An 18,110-nucleotide genomic window follows, 5' to 3' on the forward strand; every position below is an offset into this window, starting at 1 on the left:
GGCCCTAGGGGGCCTTCATGTCCATCCACTGATCGAAGAGCACGCCCCGCACCGCAACGATCGTCGGCGGGGTGTTCCAGCGGATCGCCAGCGGGGTGTGGCGGGCGCCCGGACCCGTGGAGCCGCTTTCCGCGAAGCGCGAGTCTTCCGGGCGGAACAGCGCGGTCTTGGTGCCGTCGCGGGCGGTGCCGGCCATGCTCGTCCAGTGGGCGGGATGGATATGCGCGTCCATCGTGCAGTCGAGGAAGACCGCCTGACCGACGGCGTTCGGATCCGCATAACGGCCGTCCGCGAAGCGTGTCGTCGGATGCCAGGGGCGGCCCAGCGCCACCGATCCGTCCGCCACGCCTGCCTCGCGGGTGAGGTGCGACCGGTAGAGCACGATGCCGAGCGGCTGCGTAATCGGCGTGGAGGGGGCGGTGACGAACGAGGCGAAGCCGTCCGGCGGCGTGGCGCCCGCGCGCCGGCGCGACCGGATCTCGCTCTCCTCGATCAGCAGCATTCCATCGCCGAAGATGAAATCGATGTTCCCCGCGATCAGCCCATCGCGGAACCAGGCCCGGCGCCCGCGGGTGAACAGCGTGTCCTGATAGCCGAGCACCGAGACGCGATCGAACCGCACGCGGTCGCTCTCGGTGTCGAGCAGCAGCGCGACCGCCTGCGGGGCACCCAGCTTGCGGGGATCGCCCTCGGGCAGCGCATCATTGGCGAGATAGTCGAAGTCATTCTCCACCGTCAGGTCGGAGACGTCGACGTCGCGCGCGCGGATCGTCAGCGTCGCGGATCCGGGCGTGCCCCAATTGGCGGGGTCATAGTGCCCGGCGGTCTGGGCGACGGCATTGAACACCACGCGGGTCTTGTCCGCGCCCGCACCGACGAGCCGCAGGCGATCGCGGCGGATCACGGGCTTCTCGCGATAGCTGCCGGGGCCGATGGCGATGATGATCCAGTCGCGCGAGCGATCTTCGGCGGCGGCATCGAGCGCGGCCTGCACGCTGGCGAAGCAGCGGGGTTTGCCGCCGCAATCCTGCGCCACGCGATAGAGCTGCTCCGCCTGCGCGGCGGTAGCGCCGCCGGCCAGCGCAAGCAGTGCGGCGGCCGCCAAAAGCCTGGTCGCCATTCTCGCCATCCTCCCCTGTTTCCGCCAGCCTAGCCGGGGTTGCGCGGAAGGGCCAGCGGGGCGGGGTCAGGCGGGGACGGGCTCGTCCGGCACCGGCTCTTCTGCCGGCAAGAGGCGGGCGCGCAACAGGCGGCGCACCTGGCGCTGCTCGATCCAGCGGCCCGCGAGATAAAGCGCCGCGAAGATGCCGGCGAAGCTATAGCCCTGGATCCGCATCGCCTGGACCGCGAAGGCCAGCGCGGCGAAGGGAATGGGGGCAAGGAAGCACCAGAGCAGCGGGTGGCTGGTCAGGTCGTAGCGCAGCACCGGGCCGTCGTCGCTGGGCTCGATCGACAGCGTGCCGTGCTCGAACGCGGCGAGCTTGTCCTGCGCATCGGGATTGTCCTTGTGGAACACCAGCTGGCCGGGCGCGCGCTCCAGCGTGGTGCCGCGCTGCTCGAACACCGGCGCCAGCGCCGCGAACGGGTCGTGCGCGAAGGGCGAGTCCGCCAACGGCAGCGATCCGCGGACATGCCAGATGCCGTCGATCCCGCGCAGCGGCGACCAGCCTCGCCTGCTCATTCGGCGGGCACCGCGTCGGCGAGGCGCGGCGCGCGCAGCCGCTTCGCCCAGCCGATCACCGGACGGAACGGATAGACCATCTGTTCGCGGATCCCCAGCCGGCGGCAGTCGTCGAGGCCGACCTGCTTCGATTCCGAATCGACGCAGGTGCCGAAGATCCGGTCGATGAAGATGAAGGTGTTGGCGTAATTGGTCCGGCTGCTGTCGTAATCGGGCGAGTGGTGCAGGCTGTGATGCTCGACCGTGTTGAACAGGAAGGACCACCAGCGCGGCGTGTTGAAGCGGATATTGGCATGGGTATAGGCGCCGACCGCCATGCCGATGGCGCCGGCGAGCAGGGCGGCGCGCGGCAGGAAGTCGAAAAAGCCGTCGAGGCTGAGGCCGATCAGGAACAGCTCGATCGGGTTGCCCACCGACCCCTTCAGTGCGTTGAGCTGGGTGATGTGGTGGTGCGGCGCATGGGTGAGCCACAGCGGCGTCCAGTTGTGCATGCCGCGATGCATCCAATATTGGCAGAAATCGAAGATCAGCAGGATCGCCAGCGCCTGCACCAGCAGCGGCAGATGGCCCGCCCAAGCGGTCTTGATGTGGAAATAATGCTTGATCGCATCGATGATCGGCTCGTCGCCGAAATGCTTTCCCGCATATTTGATCAGCGTGTAACCGAGCGCCACGTAGAACAGATCGCTGACCAGTTCCTTCCAGGTCAGCCGCCAATGCGCGTGGCGCTCGCTGATCCGCTCCATGCCGAGCAGGGTGAGCTTGAAGACGATGCCGATGCCGACCGCGACCGAGGCCTTGGCGATCGAATCCGGCGCCAGCGTCCAGAACAGCACCATCGCGAGCAGCACCGCGGGCTGGAACCAGGTGAAAACGAAGCGCTTGATCGGGCCGCCTTCCACGCCGGCCCCCTCGTTCGCGTACGCAGTGGCTGCATCCATGATCGCGCCCGGTCCTCGCAGTGATTCCGATGCTGGAAGGATGACCGAAAGGCTGGCGGTGCGCCGTAAGTCGTTTGACGTAGCGGGCGATTTGGCCGCTTGGCAGGGGCGGATCGGCAGGCCAGCATGGGCCCATGATCGGATTTCGACAGGCCTGCTCGCTCGCGCTCGGCGCCACCCTGCTGCTCGGCGCGGCGGACCCCAAACCGCTCGTGTTCGCGCCCTGGATCAACGGCACGGCGGCGCAGGAGCCGGAGACGCAGGTGCAGGCGATCGACGGCGATACCTATGTGATCCGCCAATCGGTGAAGACCAATTTCGAGGCGCCCTTCCTCTATCTGATCTTCGGCCGCGAGCGGGCGCTGCTGCTCGATACCGGCGCGGGCGGGCTGCAGGTTCGGCCCACGGTCGACCGGCTGATCGCGGACTGGCGGGCGAAGCATGGCGGCCGGCCGATCCGGCTGGTCGTCGCCCATTCGCACGGCCATGGCGACCATCATGCCGGCGACGACGAGTTCCGGGCGCGGCCGGAAACGGACGTGGTCGGCCTCAAGCCCGCCGAGGTGGCGGCGTTCTTCCATTTCGCCGATTGGCCGCGCGACGTGGCGCGCTTCGATCTGGGCGGGCGGATGCTCGACGTGCTGGCGACGCCGGGCCACCAGCCGGCCCACATCATGGTCTACGACGCGCGCACCCGGCTGCTCTTTTCGGGGGACATGCTCTATCCGGGGCGGCTCTATGTGCCGCTGAACCATTTCGACGATTTTCGCGCCAGTGCCGCGCGGCTGGCGGTGTTCGCGAAGACACATCCGATCCGGGCGCTGCTCGGCGCGCATATCGAGATGACGACGACGCCGGGGAAGGATTACGGGATGGAAGCACCCGCCCATCCGGACGAGCATCCGCTGCCGCTCGCGCCGTCCGCCATCGAGCAACTGCGTGCCGCCGTGGCGAAGGCGGGGCCGGTGCCGGTGGTCGACCGGCACGCGGATTTCATCGTCTATCCGGTACCGGCGCGGCCGAACGACTGACTCGTTCCCGTCACTCCAGCGAAAGCCGGGGTCTCCCGCCGCGAGCGAACGGCATTTGGGGAGAGATGCCGGCTTTCGCTGGCAGGACGGTCAAAGCTCACCCCCGCGCGATATACGCCCGCCAGCCGCCCAGCGCGGTGATGTCCTCGGCGCCGGTCATCGCGCGCGGCTCGGCGACGAAGCCCTTGACCATGCTGCCGTCCGCCAGCGTCACCGTGCCGATCGCGAGCGGCGGCGGCACTTCGGCCACGAAGCTGCCGAATGCGGCCATGTCGAGCTCGTACACTTCCAGCGCGATCGCGGCACCGTCCTCGCTGTGGACCAGCGCGGGCTTGGGCGGTACGCTCTCCGCCATGGCGTAGAGCTTGTAGGTCGGCGCGCTGGTCGTCGCCTCGACGAACGTCGCCTCGCGCGAGGTCAGCTGCCAATGGAGCGGCATGCCTTCGAGATGGGCGCCTACGACCGCGAGCTTCACCGTTTCCATCCGTCCCTCCAGGTCCAGCGGCGGCGGAGATGCCGGCGCGGGGAAAAGTGCATTGGCCGCCGCGAGCAGCGCACGATCGGTGCCCGCCGGGCCCATCAGCGTCACGCCGAAGCCGACGCCGCTGGCGTAGGTGCCGGTGGGTACGGCGATCGCCGCCATGTCGAGCAGGTTCACGAAATTGGTGTAGGCGCCGAGGCTCGCATTCAGCCTAATTGGCTCGGCGAGCATCTCCGCGACGCGGTAGCTGGTCGGCGCGGTGGGCAGGACGAGCAGGTCGACCTGGTCCCACATAGCCTCGGTCGTGCGGGCGAGTTCGGCGAGGCGATAGGCGCCGTTGAACGCGTCGACGGCGCTATAGCCGAAGCCGCCCTCGACGATCTCGCGCACCACGGGGTGGATCGCATCGGGGTTGTCGAGCAGAAGGCTCTGCAACGCCGCGGTGCGCTCGGCGACCCAGGGGCCGTCGTAGAGCAGGCGGGCGGCTTCATCGAGCGGGGCGAGGTCGATCTCGACCAGTTCGGCATCGAGCCCGTCCAGCGCCTGGCGGTAGAGAAATTCGGACTCGATGTCGCCGAACCAGCGGCATTGCTCGGAGCGGGGCACGCCGATGCGGCGACGGGCGCGGGGCACGTCCGCGAGCGCGCGGGAGAGCGAGTCCGTCGCGTCGAAGCCCGCCGCGATATCGTCCACCAGCGCCGCGTCCTCGGTGTTGCCCGCGAAGACGGTGATGCAGTCCAGCGTGCGGCAGGCGGGGACGAGGCCGGTGCTGCTCCAGCGGCCCTTGCTGGGCTTGAGGCCGACGAGATGGTTGAACGCGGCGGGTACGCGGCCAGAGCCGGCGGTATCGGTGCCGAGCGCGAAGGCCACCAGCCCGGCGGCGACCGCTACGGCCGAGCCGGAGCTCGAACCGCCGCTCACCCAGGCGCGGTTATAGGCATTGCGCGGGATGCCATAGGGGCTGCGCGTGCCGTTGAGGCCGGTGGCGAACTGGTCGAGATTGGCCTTGCCCAAGGGGATCGCGCCGGCAGCCACCAGCTTCGCCACCACCGTTGCCGATCGCTCCGGCTGATAGGCGAAGGCCGGGCAGGCGGCGGTGGTGGCGAGGCCCGCCAGGTCGATATTGTCCTTCACCGCGAACGGCACGCCCGCCAGCGGCAGCGTCTCGCCGGCAGCGACCCGCGCATCCACCGCAGCGGCGGCCGCACGGAGCGCGTCGGGCTCGAACCGCGATATCCACACCGCCGGCTGGATCGCATCATAGGCATCGAGCCGCGCCAGCACGTCCTCGATCACCGCGACCGCGCTGCGCCGCCCCGCCTGCACTTCGGCAGCGATGCGCGCCACGGAGAGCCGGTCGAGCGCCGTCATGCGCGCACCAGCGCCAGCACCGGCGAGCCCGGCGTGACCGTCTGCCGCTCGGCGACATAGAGTGCCGCGACCGTGCCCGCTGCCGGGCTGGTCACCGGAAACTCCATCTTCATCGCCTCCAGCACGGCGATGGTCTCGCCCGCGTCGATCGGGTCGCCGACCTCCTTGAGCAGCTTCCACACGCTGCCGCCGAACGGCGCCTCGACTAGCTCGGCACCCTCGGGCACCGTCACCGCTTCGTCGGCGCTGTCATCGGCGGTTTCGGTGAGGCTGGCGACGCGGTCGAACTCGCCCTTTCGTTCCCAATCGGCACGCTCCGCGGCGAAGGCGGCATTGCGCTGCTTCTCGAACGCGGCGATCGAGCGGGCGTTCTCCGCCAGGAACGCGCGATAGTCGGACAGCCGGAACTCGGTTTCCTCGATCTGGATCTCGCGCCGGCCCAGCGGGAAGTCGCGCCGCCATTCCGTCAGCTCTTCATGGCTGACCGGGAAGAAGCGGATCTGGTCGAAGAAGCGGAGCAGCCAGGGCTTGCCCTCGGCAAAGGCGCCGGTCTGGCGATAGGTGTTCCACACCTGGATGGTGCGGCCGAACAGCTGATAGCCGCCCGGACCCTCCATGCCATAGATGCACATATAGGCCCCGCCGATGCCGACGACGTTGGGCGGCGTCCAGGTGCGGGCCGGGTTGTACTTGGTGGTGACCAGCCGGTGGCGCGGGTCGATCGGGGTGGCGACCGGCGCGCCGAGATACACGTCACCCAGGCCATAGACGAGGTAGCTGGCGTCGAAGATGATCCGGTGGACCTCCTCGGCGCTGGCGAGCCCGTTGGCGCGGCGGATGAACTCGATATTGTCCGGGCACCAGGGCGCATCGTCGCGGACCACGCGCATGTAGCGCTGGATGGTCTCGTGGATCGCGGGGTCGTTCCAGCTGAGCGGCAAGTGGACGATGCGCGAGGGGATCACGAAATCCTCGAGGTCGCCGAGTGCGTCCTCGATCTGCACCAGCCGCTCGATCAGCGCCGCCTCCTTCAGGCGGATGCCGTCGATATGCACCTGGAAGGAGCGGATGCCGGGCACGATGTCGAGGATGCCCGGCAGCGCGAGTTCGGCGAGCGCGGTGGTCGCGGCATGGACGCGCAGACGCAGTTCGAGGTCGAGCGTGATCGGGCCATATTCGACCAGCAGGTTGCGGTCGCCCTGGCGGCGGAACAGCACGCGCGGGCGGCGGCCCTTGGCGGGCAGGTCGACCAGGATCGCGTCGCGCCCGCCGCCCTTGGCGGGATGGGTGGCGGTGGCGGCGCGGCCTTCGATCCAGGCCTCTTCGGCTTGGGCGGCGGCATCGGCCTCGTCGAGGCTGACCTGCTCGAACTGGATGCGGTCGCCGGGGGCGAGCTGACCGACTTTCCACAGGTCCGCCGCGATCACCACGAACGGGCAGACGAAGCCGCCAAGCGAGGGACCGTCGGGGCCGAGGATGATCGGCATGTCACCGGTGAAATCCAGCGCGCCGATGGCATAGGGATTGTCGTGGATGTTGGACGGGTGGAGCCCCGCCTCGCCGCCGTCCTTGCGTGCCCAGTGCGGCTTGGGGCCGACCAGCCGCACGCCGGTCCGGTTGCTGTTGTAATGGACCTTCCACTCGGCGGAGAGGATCGTGTCGACGTCCTCGGGTGCGAAGAAGTCGGGCGCGCCGTGCGGGCCGTAGAGGACGCGGATCGTCCAGTCGGGACCGAGTTGCTCCTGCGGAATCGCACGCGGGCCGGGAATGACCGCTGGCGCATGATCGGTGAGGTGCAGCGTGTCGCCGACGCGGAGCACACGCCCGCCATGGCCGCCGAACGCGCCGAGATCGAAGGTGCTGGCGCTGCCGAGATAGCTCGGCACGTCGAGCCCGCCGGCGAACAGGATATAGCCGCGCATGCCGCCGCCGGTGACGCGGCCCAGCGCCAGAATCTGGCCCTCGGCGATGGCGATCGGCTTGTTGCGCTCGATCGGCTTGCCGTCGAGTGTCGCGGCGAAGTCGGCACCGGTGAGGACGATGCGGGTCGCGGTGTTGAACTGGAGCGTCGGGCCGGTGGCGGTCACCTCCAGCCCGGGCGCGGTGCTGTCGTTGCCGAGCAGCATGTTGCCGAGGCGGAAGGCGCGGGCGTCCATCGGGCCCGAGGGCGGCACGCCGATGTCCCACAGGCCGACGCGGCCGGGATAATCCTGCACGCTGGTCGCGGTGCCGGCCGAGCGGACGACGATGCTCTGCGGGCGATGGACCACCGTCTCCAGCGAGCGCGTCGAGACGTCGCCGGTGACGAAATCCTTGGCTCGCGCCACGTCGCGCAGCCAGCGGACATTGGTCTCGATGCCGGCGAAGCGGGTGCGGTCGAGCGCCGCCTGCATCGCGGCGACGGCGGACTCGCGGTCCTCGCCGTGCACGATCAGCTTGGCGAGCATCGGGTCGTAGAAGGAAGAAACCGCGCTGCCCGATTCCACCCAGCTCTCGACGCGGACACCTTCGGGGAAGGCGACCTCGGTCAGCGTGCCCGAGGCGGGGCGGAAATCGACCGCGGGATCTTCGGCATAGAGCCGCGCCTGGATCGACCAGCCCTTGGGAGCGGGGACGGGGGTGTCGAGGAAGCTGTAGTCGCCGCCGGCGCCGCGGACCATCCATTCCACCAGGTCGACGCCGGTCACTTCCTCGGTGACGCCGTGCTCGACCTGGAGCCGCGTGTTCACTTCGAGGAAGAACCAGTCCTCGCGCGCCGGATCGTAGAGGAACTCGACCGTACCGGCGGAGCGGTAGTTGGCCGCCTGGCCCAGTCGCACCGCCGCCTCGATCAATGCCGCGCGGACGCGCTCGGGGAGGTGCGGAGCGGGGGCTTCTTCGACGACCTTCTGGTTGCGGCGCTGGAGCGAGCAGTCGCGTTCGCCGAGCGCCACGACGCGGCCCTGGCCGTCGCCGAAGATCTGCACTTCGACGTGGCGGGCGCGCGGCACGAAGCGTTCGAGGAACAGCCCGGCATCGCCGAAATTGCCCGCGCCCAGCCGCGCCACCGCGGCATAGCCGTCGCGCACCGCCTGGGCGTCGGCGCACACCCGCATGCCGATGCCGCCGCCGCCGGCGGTCGCCTTGAGCATCACCGGATAGCCGATGCGCGCGGCGGCTTCGAGTGCGGCCTCGACGCTGTCGAGCAGGCCGGTGCCGGGGGCGAGGGGGACGTTTTCCGCCTCGGCGAGCGCGCGGGCGCTGTGCTTGAGGCCGAAGGCGCGGATGCTGTCCGGGGTCGGTCCGATGAACGCGATGCCGGCGGCCTCGCAGGCCTCGGCAAAGCCAGCGTTCTCGGAGAGGAAGCCATAGCCGGGGTGGATCGCATCGGCGCCGGTCTCTTTGGCCGCCGCGAGGATGCGGGCGACGTCGAGATAGCTTTCCGCCGCCGGTCCCGGCCCGATGCGCACCGCGATATCGGCGAGCGCGACATGGCGCGAGGCCTCGTCGGCATCGGAGAAGACGGCGACCGAGCGGATGCCCATCTTCCTAAGCGTGCGGATGATCCGGCAGGCGATCGCCCCGCGATTGGCGATCAGGACGGTGCGCACGCCGCTCATGCGGTGACGATCATGCGGACGGGGGTGGGGTTGAAGCCGTTGCAGGGATTGTTGATTTGCGGGCAATTCGAAACGACCACGGTCACATCCATTTCTGCGCGCAAGTCCACGGTCAGGCCTGGCGCCGAAATGCCGTCGACGATGCCCAGCGCACCATCCGCCTCGACCGGCACGTTCATGAAGAAATTGACGTTCGACACGATGTCGCGCTTGCCGCGGCCGTCGCGGAGATTGGCTTCGAGGAAATTGTCGACACAGGCGTGCTGCGCCTTGGTGAAATGGCCGTAGCGCAGCGTGTTGGACTCGCAGGAGCAGGCGCCGCCGATCGTGTCGTGATACTCGACCGCGGTGGCGGTGATCGTCATCATCGGCCGGCCCTCGTTGGAGCGCAGCACGCTGCCGGTGCGCAGGAAGATGTTGGCCTGCGCCGCGATCGTGTCCTGCGCGCTGTAGCGCTCGGCATCGTCGTGGGTGGCGTAGAGGAGGAAATCGACCGCCTGGTTGCCTTCGAGGTCGACGACGCGGAGCGTTTCGCCCGCCTTCACCCGGTGCAGCCAGGGGGCGCGGGCGGGGACGATCTCGTCATGGATCACCCGGCCGGTGAGGCCGGCGAGCGCTACGTCCTGTTCCATCAGCGGCGGACCCAGTCTTCGGTGTTGAGGAAGGCGCGTTGCCGCTCGGGCGTCGCGTTGCGGATCGGATCGTCCTCCGCCGTCACCGGCCCGCGCCAGGCGGTGGCGCGCAAGGGGGTGACGGTCCAGGGACGCGGATCGAGAACGTGCGGGCAATTGGCCAGCACGACGATGAGGTCCATCTCGGCGCGCAGCACCAGCGTGCGGCCGGGTGCGAACGGCCCGAGCTGCGGCTCGGTGGTGCCGTCGGCGGCGATGCGGACGCCCTTGAAGAGGTTGACGCACGGGTGGACGTCGCGGCGGGTGAGGCCGTGCTTGGCGGCGCCGAGCAGCAGCCGGTCGCGGGCGTTTGGAGTCGGCCCGGAGTTGCTGCCGTCGCCATAGTGCCGTTCGTTCGACGCCGCGTTGGACGCGCCGCAGAACGCGTCGTGGGTGCCCGCGCCATCGTGCTCGATGCTGGCGAGCACGCGGCCCATGTCCGAGAGGAACAGGCTGCCCGTGCCGAGATAGGCGTTCCACTGCACCTTCACCGTATCGGCGACGTTGAGCCGTTCGGTCGGCATCGCGGCGTTGAACAGCTGGAGCGACGCACACGCATCGCCCTGCAGGTCGATCAGCCGCAGCCGGGTGCCGCGCGCCAGCACGCGGCTGGCATAGCCGCCGGCGGCGATCGTCTCTTCCCAGACCAGATCGTCGGCGCCGACGCCCGCAGGCAGGTCGTCCGCACGCGGCGGCAGGATCGGCATCGCCTCGACGACGGTGCCGGCCATCGCCCGCGCATGGTCGCGCGCGGCATTGGGGTCGGCGAGAATGCTCATGCCGCCTTGCTCCCGGTTGGGGCCGCCGCCTCGTCCTGCTCGTGGAGCGGGGGCAGCAGCGCGGTGGTGGTGAAGAGGCGCAATTGCTGCACGCCGCGCACCTTGCGCAGCGCGTCGCACAGGTCGCGCAGCCGGCGCGCCGGCCCCTGGACCAGCAGCACCTCGAGCGACTGGTCGTCCTCCAGGAACACGTGCTGCGAGGAGATGACCTCCTTCAGATACTCGCTCTGCGTCTGTGCCAGCTGGTGGCGCACCCGACCGAGATCGGCGCGGTAAACGAGCGTGATCGTGCCCGCGAGCATCTCCTCGGGCCGCGAGGCGGCGCTCTGCTCGGCGAGCTCGTCGCGGATCAGCTCGGCGATCAGCTGCGAGCGCGAGGGGAGCCCGCGGTCCTCCACCATTTCATCGAGCTGGCGGAAGAGTTCGGCGGGCAGGCTCATGCTGAGCCGGGCGAGGGAGGAGGACGGTTCCTTCACAATGATTCCCCTTTCCCGGTTATTACTGATTTTGTCAATCGTAATACTTCCTGCTGCGCCTCGACGATCGCCTCGCGCCGCTTGCGGGTGAGGTGGAGGTCGTAGACGGCGGTCGCGCCAAAACGGTGCGGGGCGTGCGGATCGACGCGGCGCTTGTCGAACGTCAGCACGCGGGTGCCGAGGTTGAACGCCTCGGAAATGTCGTGGGTGACCATCAGCACGGTGAGCGCATGCTCTTCCCACAGCTTGAGGATCAGCCGGTGCATGTCCTGGCGGATGCCGGGGTCGAGCGCGCCGAACGGCTCGTCGAGCAGCAGCACGCGGGGGCGGGCGATCAGCGCCTGGGCGATGGCGAGCCGTTGCTGCATGCCGCCGGAGAGCTGGGCGGGGTAGAGGTCGAGCGCGTCGCCCAGGCCCACTTCGGCGAGCATCGCGGCGGCTTCGTCGCGGGCGCGGCGGCGGGCGGCACCGAACAGCCGGGCGGTGAGCGGGGCGCCAACGCATTCGCGCTCGAACATCACGTTGCGCAGTGCGGTCAGGTGCGGGAACACCGAATAGCGCTGGAACACCACGCCGCGATCGGGCCCGCATTCGCCGGGGAGCGGCGTGCCGTCGAGCAGGATCTTGCCCCGGGTCGGGCGTTCCTGGCCGAGCGCCAGCCGCAGGAAGCTGCTCTTGCCCGCCCCAGAAGGGCCGACGATCGAGACGAAGCTGCGCTCGGCAATGTCGAGCTCGACGCGCTCCAGCACGACCTTGTCGCCATATTCGAGCCAGACATTCTGGAAGGAGAGAAGCGCGCTCATCTGCCGGCTCCGTGCGCCCAGGCGAAGGCGCGCTTGCTCAGCTGGGCGAGCGCCACGTCCATCAGGATGGCGAGGATCGAGATCCAGGCGACGTACGGGAGGATGATGTCCATCGAGAGATAGCGCCGCACCAGGAATATCCGGTAGCCGAGGCCGATGTCCGACGCGATCGCCTCGGCCGAGATCAGATACACCCAGGCGGGACCTAGCGAGAGGCGGATGCCGGCGATCAGCCGGGGCAGCGCCTGGGGGAGCGCGACGCGCAGCGCGAGCTGCCAGCTGCTCGCGCCGAGCGTCTGCGCCTTGATCAGCTGTTCCTGCGGAATCGCGGTGATGTGGTCGGCAAGGTCGCGGATCAGGAAGGGGGTGACGCCGATCACGATCAGCGCGACCTTGGCGGTGTCGCCCAGCCCGAAGACGATGAACAGGATCGGCAGCAGCGCGATCGGCGGGATCACCGCGATCGTGGTGACCAGCGCGCCGAAGGTGGCGCGGGCGGCGGGTAGCACGCCCAGCACCATGCCGACGAGCAGCGCGGAGAGCGCGCAGATGCCGAGCGCGAGCCCCAGCCGTTCCAGGCTGGCCAGCGTGTCCGCCCAGAAGAGCAGGCGGCCGCTCAGCGGATCGGCCTGGGCGAGCAGACCGTGCATCGCCTCGACCATCGCGCCGGGCGTCGGCAGCAGCTTGTCCGAGGGGTTCTCGGCATGCCGCGCCGCCGAGGCGAAGAGGTAGACGATCGCCGCGAGCAGCAGCGGCAGGCTCCCCAGCAGCCAGCCGGTACGGCGGCGGGGTCGGATGTTCACCCAGCGCATATGGGGTCCGGCCTCAGAGCTTGCCGGCCGCGGCCAGCTCCATATAGGTCGGGTCGAAGCGCAGCTTGACGTTGTTCGCGTCGCCGATCGTCTTGCCCGGCACCGAAATGCCGATCGCGTCGGCGGACTTGGCGCCCTGGCCGAACAGCCCCTTGGAGAAGCTGAAGTCGCGCACCTTCACCATGGTCGCGCCGATCGCCGGGGATTTCACCGCGGCGACCGCATCCTGCGGGGTGCCATAGAGGTGGGTGGTGACGAGCTGCGCGTCGAACGCCTGCGGGGTCGCGCCGGCCAGCTTGGCCATCGCCGCGCGGGCGGCGGCGCCGGCGGCGTCCTTCTTCTGCATCAGCTGGATCGTCTCGTACCAGATGCCCGCTAGGGCCTTGCCGAGGTTGGGGTTCGCCTTGAGCGTCGCGGTGTCGACGGCGAGCAGGTCGAGGATCTCGGCGGGCACCTGGCTCGAATCGAATACCTTGGTGGCGCCGGGCAGCTTGGCGACTTCGGTCAGCTGCGGGTTCCAGGTGACGACAGCAGTGGCGGCCGGGTTGGCGAAGGCGCCGACAATGTCTGCGTCCGAGGTGTTGACCGTCTTCACGTCCGACAGCTGGAGGCCGACGGTGGAGAGCCCGCGCGCGAGGAGGTAGTGCGAGACCGACAGCTCGACGAGATAGACGGTGCGGCCCTTGATGTCCGCCAGGTTCTTGGCGTTCTTGAGGACGATGCCATCGTTGCCGTTGGAATAGTCGCCGAGGATGATCGCGCTGGTATCCTTGCCGCCCGCGGCCGGAATGGTGAGCGCGTCCATGTTGGTGACGGTGACGCCGTCGAGCTTGCCGGCGTTGAACTGGTTCACCGACTCGACGTAATCGTTGACCTGGGTGAAGTGGATCTTGAGCCCGTATTTGTCGGCCCATTTCTTCACGATGCCGGCCTGTTCGGCATAGGGCCAGGGCATCCAGCCGGCATAGATCGACCAGCCGATGTTGAACTCGGTCCGCGCCTTTGGTGCACTGCCGCTACCGCCGCACGACGCCGTCGCCAGCATCGTTGCCGCCGCCACTGCGATCCGCGCCTTCGATACCCATTTTGCCATGATCGACCCCCATCTTCGCAGCGCGAGAAAGCGCGAATTTCAGCCGTCGGACGGTCGCAACCGATATTACGTTTGCTCAATCCAGTAATACGACTTATAGGCATGTCCCATGGCATGTGTCACCTCAAATCGTGATGCTGCAATGCGTCATTCAGGCACTGGCGGGCCCCGGTTCGAGGGCTGGTCGGGGTGCCTTTCTCTCTCGCTCCCCTTCCGCTTGGGGGAGGGGCTGGGGGAGGGAATGACGTGGAAGAAGCGGCGTGCCGATCCAGCCCCTCCCCCGACCCCTCCCGCAAGCGGAAGCGGAGCGCAGATGGACGCCGCCGCCTTTTCACGGCGAGGCGGCTGATCCATGACCATGGCGCGCATCCTCGGAACGATCTGCCTGGGGCTCGCGCTCGCCGTTGCCGCGACCTTTGGCCGGCTGTTCCTGAAGGCGCGTGAGGGGCGCCGCGCCGCCGATGCCGCGAATCGCGCACAGACCGAGCGGCTCTGCGCCGAGATCGCCGCGCACCGCGAAACCGAGGCGGCGCTGGAGCGCGCAAGGGATGCCGCCGAAGCGGCCAACGCCGCCAAGACGCGCTATCTCGTCGCGGTCAGCCACGAGATCCGCTCGCCGCTCAACGCCATCTATGGCTATGCGCAGCTGCTGGAGCGCGGGGACTCGATCCCGCCTGCCGAGGCCGGCGGGGTGATCCGCCGCTCGGCCGAGCATCTCACCAACCTCGTCGAGGGCCTGCTCGATATCTCGCGCGTCGAAAGCGGCGTGCTGCAGGTTCGCCAGGAGCTGGTCCGGCTGCCCGCGCTGCTGGAGCAGGTGGTGGAGATGTTCCGCGTCCAGGCCGCGGCCAAGGGACTGTCGCTCGACTATGTCGTCGACGGCCGGCTCCCCGCCTATGTCCGCACCGACGAGAAGCGGCTGCGCCAGATCCTGATCAACCTGCTGTCCAACGCGATCAAATATACCGATGCCGGCGGCGCGACGCTCACCGTGCGCTACCGCAGCCAGAGCGCCGCGATCGAGGTGCGCGATACCGGCCGCGGCATCCCGCCCGAGGATCTGGAGCGCATCTTCGAACCGTTCGAGCGGGGCCGCGCGCCCGATACGGTGATGCAGCCGGGCATCGGGCTGGGGCTCGCCATCACCCGCGTGCTGGCCCGTATTCTGGGCGGCGACATCACCGTGACCAGCGAGGTGGGCAAGGGCAGCGCCTTCCTGCTGCGGCTGATGTTGCCGGAGCCGATCGAGGCCCCGGCGGGTGCTGCCGCCTATCGCCGCGTCATCGGCTATGAGGGGCCGCGCAAGACGATTCTCGTCATTGACGACAGCCCGGCACAGACCACGGTAGTCAACCACCTGCTCCGGCCGCTGGGCTTCGCGGTGTTCGAGGCGGGCGGCGGCGCGGCGGGGCTGGCGCTCGCCGATCACTGTGCGCCCGATCTGGTGCTGCTCGACATCCAGATGCCCGGATGCAGCGGCTGGGACATTGCCGACGCGCTGCGTGCGCGCTTCGGCGCGGGGCTGCGGATCGTGATGGTCTCGGCCAACGCGCATGAATTCCACGCCGGGCGCGACGGCCGCCGGACGCACGACGCGTTCCTCACCAAGCCGGTGGACCTGGACGCATTGCTCGACATGATCGCCCGGCAGCTGCGGCTCGACTGGATCGTGGAAGCGGCGGAAGCGGCCCCGGCCGCCGCGCCGCTGCCGGTCGCCCTGCCCGAAGGCGCGAAGCCCTATCTCGACGAGCTTCGCCGCTTTATGAAGCTCGGGCATGTTCGTGGAATCGAAACCACCCTGGTGACCCTGGAGAGGAACGTACCCGAAAGCGCCGAGCTCGTCGCGCGGCTGCGGCCGCAGCTGGCGGCGTTCGACCTGCGCGGGCTGGCAAGGACGCTCGACGATGTCGGCTGACCCGGGCGCCACGATCCTGGTGGTGGACGACACCCCCGAATCGCTCCGCTTCCTCACCGCTACGCTGGAGCAGGCGGGGATGACCGTGCTGATCGCGGTCGACGGGCTCGCCGCCCTCGAGCTGCTGGAGCATGGCACGCCGGACCTGATCCTGATGGACGCGGTGATGCCGGGGCTCGACGGGTTCAGCACCACGCGGCGGATCAAGGGAGACGGCCGTTTCCGCCATGTGCCGGTGATCTTCATGACCGGGCTTACCGAAAGCGAGCATGTCGTGCGCGGGCTCGATGCCGGCGCGGTCGATTATGTCCACAAGCCGATCGTCGTCGACGAATTGCTCGCGCGCGTTTCGGTGCATCTCGCCAATGCGCGAATCGCGCAGAGCAGCCAGATCGCGCTCGACACCGCCGGGCGCCCCTCCTTCGCGGTGGACGAGGGCGGGCGCACGCGCTGGCTGACCCCGCTCGCCGCCGACGTGATCGAGCGGCTGTTCCCGGCCTGGTCGCCCCGCGCGCTGGACCTGCCCGAGGAACTGGCCGCGATCGTGCGGCGGCTGCAGGATCCGGCGGTGCCGCCGGGCGCGCACGCCGGCCTGCAGATCGGCGACAGCGCGCTCCAGTGCAGCTTCCTGCGCCAGACCAGCGCGAACGAATGGCTGTTCCGGCTGACCGAGAAGCGCGAGGGCGACGCCGAGCGCATCCTTGCCGAGCGCCACGGCCTCACCTCGCGCGAGGCCGAGGTGCTGGTGTGGCTCAGCCGCGGCAAGCAGAATCGCGAGATCAGCGAGATCCTCGAGATCAGCCCGCGCACCGTAAACAAGCATCTCGAACAGATTTTCCAGAAGATGGGCGTCGAGAACCGCGCCTCGGCCACCGCGATCGCCGTGGCGACGCTGGCGGGATGAGCGCGGCGGCGGCGCGGGCGGCGCTGGAGCGGGGCGATCTCGATACGGCGGCGCGGTTCGCATCGGCTGTGCTTCCGTCGGCCGAGGGCGCTTTCCTGTTGGGCGTGATCGCGGCGGAGCAGGGGCGTATCGGCGAGGCGCTTCGGCAGATCGAGGCAGCGGTGGCGGAAGACCCGCGCGGCGAATATCGTGCGCAGCTCGCGCGGCTCTACACGCTGGTGCGGCGCGACGCGGACGCGGTGGCGCAGCTGGCCGCCGCCGAAGCCGACTTGCCCGCCGATGCGCTGTCGCGCGACACGATCGGCTGCGTCTATGCCCGGCTCGGCGACCATCAGGCGGCGCTCCCGCACTTTGATGCGGCGGTGGCGCTGGCACCGGACAACGATGCCTTTCTCTACAATCAGGCGGCGACGCTGAGCTTTCTGGGCCAGACGGACGCAGCCGAGGCGGCGCTGGAGACGCTGCTCGCGCGCAGCCCCGACGATGCCCGGGCGCACCATCTGCTGGCGGGATTGCGCAAGCAGAGCGCGGGCGACAACCATGTCGAGCGGCTCCGCGCGGCCAAGGCGCGGGCGCGGGGGCCCGATCGGCTGCTCACCGGCTATGCGTTGGCGAAGGAGCTGGAAGATATCGGCGAGGGCGACGCGGCGCTGGCCTGCCTGATCGAGGTCAATGCCGCGCACCGCGCGACGCTCGGCTATGACCCGGCGCGCGATGTGGCGATCGTCGATGCGATGGGGGCAAGCTGGCCCGCCTTCGCCGCCGCGCCGGTGACGGATGCGCCCGTTGCGGCACCGATCCTGATCCTCGGCATGCCGCGCACCGGCACGACGCTGGTCGATCGCATCCTTGCCGCGCATCCGGCGGTGGAGAGCGTCGGCGAGCTGCAGGCGCTGCCGCTGGCGGTGAAGGCCGCCTCGGGTACGCGCAGCCGCACGGTGCTCGATCCCGAGACGCTGCACGCCGCCGCGCGTGCTGATCTGGGAGCGATCGGCCGCGACTATCTGGCGCGCGCGGCCCCGCACCGGCGGATGCCGGAGCGGCGCTTCGTCGACAAATTCCCCGGCAATTTCCATTATGCCGGCATCGCCGCGCGCGCGCTGCCCAATGCCGCGATCGTCTGCCTGCGGCGCAACCCGATGGACACGGTGCTCGCCAATTTCCGCAACCTGTTCGCGATCAGCTCGCGCTATTACGACTATAGCTACGACCTGCTCGACATCGCCGCCTATGTCGCGGGCTTCGAACGGCTGATGGCGCTGTGGCGTACCGCGCTGCCCGGCCGCATCCTCGAGCTGCGCTACGAGGATATCGTCGCCGATCAGGAAGGCGCGACGCGGCGGCTGCTCGGCCATTGCGGGCTGGACTGGTCGGACCGCTGCCTGGAATTCCACGCGCAGGGCGGGGCCGTCTCCACCCCCAGCGCCGCGCAGGTCCGCCGCCCGATCTACCGCGACTCGGTGGCGCGCTGGCGGCGTCACGAAGCGGTGCTGGCGCCGGTCGCCGTCTATTTCGCCGAGCGCGGCATCGCCATCGACCAATAGATTCCTACG

At 69.3% G+C, this 18,110-nt stretch carries 15 protein-coding genes; 4 read left to right on the forward strand and 11 right to left on the reverse strand.

Annotated elements, in window-relative coordinates; genetic code table 11:
* Window positions 1-4 precede the first annotated feature (4 nt).
* The 3 genes from QZ814_RS09770 to QZ814_RS09780 all read right to left on the reverse strand — a co-directional run bounded on the left by QZ814_RS09770 (window position 5) and on the right by QZ814_RS09780 (window position 2,622).
* Window positions 5-1,120 (reverse strand): pectinesterase family protein, encoded by a 1,116-nt coding sequence (locus QZ814_RS09770; RefSeq protein WP_294331451.1) that lies wholly within the window; start codon window positions 1,118-1,120, stop codon window positions 5-7.
* Between the two features lie 66 nt (window positions 1,121-1,186).
* Window positions 1,187-1,681, reverse strand: coding sequence for a hypothetical protein (locus tag QZ814_RS09775; RefSeq protein ID WP_294331452.1), 495 nt, complete (start codon window positions 1,679-1,681; stop codon window positions 1,187-1,189).
* Window positions 1,678-2,622 carry a sterol desaturase family protein gene (locus QZ814_RS09780; RefSeq protein WP_294331454.1) on the reverse strand — a complete coding sequence of 315 codons (945 nt, stop codon included), beginning with the start codon at window positions 2,620-2,622 and terminating at the stop codon, window positions 1,678-1,680. The genes QZ814_RS09775 and QZ814_RS09780 overlap by 4 nt, the downstream gene beginning before the upstream one ends.
* A 134-nt stretch (window positions 2,623-2,756) precedes the next feature.
* Here QZ814_RS09780 and QZ814_RS09785 point away from each other — a divergent pair, with 134 nt between their 5' ends.
* On the forward strand, window positions 2,757-3,653 hold the full coding sequence (locus QZ814_RS09785) for an MBL fold metallo-hydrolase (RefSeq protein WP_294331457.1): 897 nt from the start codon (window positions 2,757-2,759) through the stop codon (window positions 3,651-3,653).
* A gap of 97 nt (window positions 3,654-3,750) precedes the next feature.
* Here QZ814_RS09785 and atzF read toward each other — a convergent pair whose 3' ends face one another.
* From atzF to QZ814_RS09825, 8 genes are read right to left on the reverse strand one after another with little or no spacing between them, the layout of a single operon-like run.
* Window positions 3,751-5,505 carry an allophanate hydrolase gene (atzF, locus tag QZ814_RS09790; RefSeq protein ID WP_294331460.1) on the reverse strand — a complete coding sequence of 585 codons (1,755 nt, stop codon included), beginning with the start codon at window positions 5,503-5,505 and terminating at the stop codon, window positions 3,751-3,753.
* On the reverse strand, window positions 5,502-9,104 hold the full coding sequence (uca, locus tag QZ814_RS09795; protein WP_294331462.1) for an urea carboxylase: 3,603 nt from the start codon (window positions 9,102-9,104) through the stop codon (window positions 5,502-5,504). Before uca ends, atzF begins: the two co-directional genes overlap by 4 nt.
* Window positions 9,101-9,736 (reverse strand): urea amidolyase associated protein UAAP2, encoded by a 636-nt coding sequence (locus QZ814_RS09800; protein WP_010543571.1) that lies wholly within the window; start codon window positions 9,734-9,736, stop codon window positions 9,101-9,103. The genes uca and QZ814_RS09800 overlap by 4 nt, the downstream gene beginning before the upstream one ends.
* On the reverse strand, window positions 9,736-10,554 hold the full coding sequence (locus tag QZ814_RS09805; RefSeq protein WP_294331465.1) for an urea amidolyase associated protein UAAP1: 819 nt from the start codon (window positions 10,552-10,554) through the stop codon (window positions 9,736-9,738). The genes QZ814_RS09800 and QZ814_RS09805 overlap by 1 nt, the downstream gene beginning before the upstream one ends.
* A complete protein-coding gene (locus QZ814_RS09810) occupies window positions 10,551-11,030 on the reverse strand; it encodes a CopG family ribbon-helix-helix protein (RefSeq protein WP_294255855.1) in 480 nt (159 codons plus the stop codon). Before QZ814_RS09810 ends, QZ814_RS09805 begins: the two co-directional genes overlap by 4 nt.
* Window positions 11,027-11,833 (reverse strand): ATP-binding cassette domain-containing protein, encoded by an 807-nt coding sequence (locus tag QZ814_RS09815; RefSeq protein ID WP_294331468.1) that lies wholly within the window; start codon window positions 11,831-11,833, stop codon window positions 11,027-11,029. The genes QZ814_RS09810 and QZ814_RS09815 overlap by 4 nt, the downstream gene beginning before the upstream one ends.
* Complete coding sequence (locus QZ814_RS09820; protein WP_294331470.1) at window positions 11,830-12,645, reverse strand: ABC transporter permease; 816 nt, start codon at window positions 12,643-12,645, stop codon at window positions 11,830-11,832. The genes QZ814_RS09815 and QZ814_RS09820 overlap by 4 nt, the downstream gene beginning before the upstream one ends.
* Window positions 12,646-12,658: 13 nt before the next feature.
* Window positions 12,659-13,738 (reverse strand): putative urea ABC transporter substrate-binding protein, encoded by a 1,080-nt coding sequence (locus tag QZ814_RS09825; protein ID WP_294331472.1) that lies wholly within the window; start codon window positions 13,736-13,738, stop codon window positions 12,659-12,661.
* A gap of 352 nt (window positions 13,739-14,090) precedes the next feature.
* On the opposite strand from QZ814_RS09825, the gene QZ814_RS09830 reads away from it, so the two are divergent.
* The 3 genes from QZ814_RS09830 to QZ814_RS09840 are packed head-to-tail and all read left to right on the forward strand — an operon-like array spanning window position 14,091 to window position 18,101.
* Window positions 14,091-15,653, forward strand: coding sequence for an ATP-binding protein (locus QZ814_RS09830; protein ID WP_294331475.1), 1,563 nt, complete (start codon window positions 14,091-14,093; stop codon window positions 15,651-15,653).
* A complete protein-coding gene (locus QZ814_RS09835; protein ID WP_294331477.1) occupies window positions 15,643-16,557 on the forward strand; it encodes a DNA-binding response regulator in 915 nt (304 codons plus the stop codon). The genes QZ814_RS09830 and QZ814_RS09835 overlap by 11 nt, the downstream gene beginning before the upstream one ends.
* Window positions 16,554-18,101: a sulfotransferase gene (locus tag QZ814_RS09840; RefSeq protein ID WP_294331479.1), complete on the forward strand. Its 1,548-nt coding sequence runs from the start codon at window positions 16,554-16,556 to the stop codon at window positions 18,099-18,101. Before QZ814_RS09835 ends, QZ814_RS09840 begins: the two co-directional genes overlap by 4 nt.
* Window positions 18,102-18,110 lie beyond the last annotated feature (9 nt).

It is taken from the genome of uncultured Sphingomonas sp. (assembly GCF_913777625.1).
GTDB lineage: Bacteria > Pseudomonadota > Alphaproteobacteria > Sphingomonadales > Sphingomonadaceae > Sphingomonas.